Annotated in this window: 1 protein-coding gene and 2 pseudogenes; all 3 read left to right on the top strand. The window is 55.0% G+C overall.

Annotated features, from left to right (window positions below; translation table 11 throughout):
• Nucleotides 1-336 (top strand): annotated as a pseudogene (locus tag B5E53_RS18485) (hypothetical protein); the annotation flags it as partial.
• 15 nt (nucleotides 337-351) lie between these two features.
• Complete coding sequence (locus B5E53_RS18480) at nucleotides 352-1,269, top strand: hypothetical protein (protein ID WP_087283868.1); 918 nt, start codon at nucleotides 352-354, stop codon at nucleotides 1,267-1,269.
• Nucleotides 1,270-1,901, top strand: a pseudogene (locus B5E53_RS18475) (peptidase M23); the annotation flags it as partial. It lies immediately after the preceding gene.

Here is a 1,901-nt window from a genome sequence, read left to right as displayed (position 1 = left end):
GATTTTGCCAGCTTCAATTCAGTCATCACCGTCATCCTGGGTGTATGCGCCAATGGAGCCGTGGCGATTATCGCCCTGATTTTAGTTTTGATTTTGGCGTGGAATTACATCAAGCTGCTCTTTGAGGCAGCGGAACGCTACATCCTTTTGGGAGTGCTGGTCTATACGGCGCCGGTTGCCTTTGCCACAGGTGCCTCCCAGTCCACCGGGAACATCTTCCATTCCTGGTGCCGGATGCTGGGCGGGCAGTTCTTCCTATTATTGATGAACGCCTGGTGCCTGCGGCTGTTTACCAGCATGGTCGGCACTTTCCTCGCAAACCCGTTATCACTCTGATGAAAGGAGGAGTCCATGAAATACAAAAAACCAATCCTCACTGCCCTGGTACTGGTTTCCTGCCTGGTTTTGTTCTGCTCCATGCCGGTCTTTGCGGCAGAGCTGACAGAAGCCCAGGTGGAGGAAGCCGTAGCAGAACAGGGAAAGGAAGCCGTGACCGGAAATGTGTTCATCTGGTTCCTCTGTGCCATTGCTTTCCTCAAGGTTTCCCAGAAGATCGACAGCTTTATGGCATCCCTGGGGATTAATGTAGGAAATACCGGAGGGAACATGATGGCGGAACTGCTCATTGCAGGCCGGGGCCTTGCCGGAGCCTTCCATGGGCATGGTGGTGGCGGCGGATACCGCAGGGCATCTTCTCCCGGAAGCGCAGCCGTTGGCGGCAGCTTCTTATCCGGCGGCCTTGCCGGTGCGGTGGGGCGCCAGGTACAGCGGGAAGCGGTCAATGCCGCTACCCATTATTCGGAAGGGCCCAGCGTCGGGAATATGCTCTATCAGTCCTCGCTCAAGAAAGGCGGAGACTTTGCCAATCACGTGATCAGCAATATCGCCCAGGGCAATTACGGGCAGGTCGGCTCTATCAAAGGGGAGGATGCGGCAAAAGCCTATGCCTCCTACATGGGCATCGACACCTCTGCTCCGGATGCTGCCACCTACTCGAACATGGAGATTGGCGGTGGACGGATGACCGGCGTGGAAAAAACGGATGCCGGCAGCCGGGAATTTGCCCTTTACAGTGCTGACCAATATGCGGCGCCTACCCATGGCAGCTTTGAGACGGTCCAATCCGTGGACGGCACTGCCTGGTATAAGCAGTACGCACAGGATACGGTGGAGAAAACGCCGTATGACGCTGGCAATGGAAAAGTCGCCTACAACGAATCCATTGTCCAGAAGCTCCCGCCGGCACCCCAGCGAAAGGACCGGATGTAAATGGCGGAGCAAAGCTCCGGCCTTGGGGAAGCTGTCGATGTAGGCACCAGTGCAGCCTCCCACTTACATGCCATGAAGACCGCCGCCCATCTGTCCAAGACCGTGGCGGGTGCGGCAGCCGGTCCCTTTACAGCAGCCATCAGTGCTGCCATCGCAAACCGGCATACCCTATTGAAAGCCGGAGCCGTTATCCTGGGGTTTTTACTGCTTCCCGTGCTATTCATCCTGATGCTGCCAGGGCTGATCTTCGGATCCCTGACAGAAAACACCGGGGCTTTAAACAGCAATGCCCTGATCAATGAAAATATCCAGAACGCCAGGCAGGCGATTGTTGAAGTCCTGGAAGAAAGCCATGCGGATCTTTTAGAAGAGATCAACACTGCCATTGCCGCTCTTCCGGAGGGGTCCACCGTACAGATCGTAGATCCCTATGAGACAACCATAGCGGTCAATGCCCATCTTTTAATCTCCCAGTTCTGTGCGAGCCAGGATGATTATGAAAATATCAATATTGACAAACTCCAAAGCCTGATCCGGGAAAACAAGGACGGGCTTTTTTCTTATGATGTAGCGGAAGAAACCGTTTCTGTGGAAGTGGAGACGGAAGCCGCAGAAGGGGAAACTCCTCAGAC

Source organism: Eubacterium sp. An11 (genome assembly GCF_002161065.1).
GTDB classification, from domain to species: domain Bacteria; phylum Bacillota; class Clostridia; order Lachnospirales; family Lachnospiraceae; genus Anaerobutyricum; species Anaerobutyricum faecale.
Note: the sequence above shows the minus strand (reverse complement) of the source record. Positions and strands in the feature narration are given on the sequence as shown.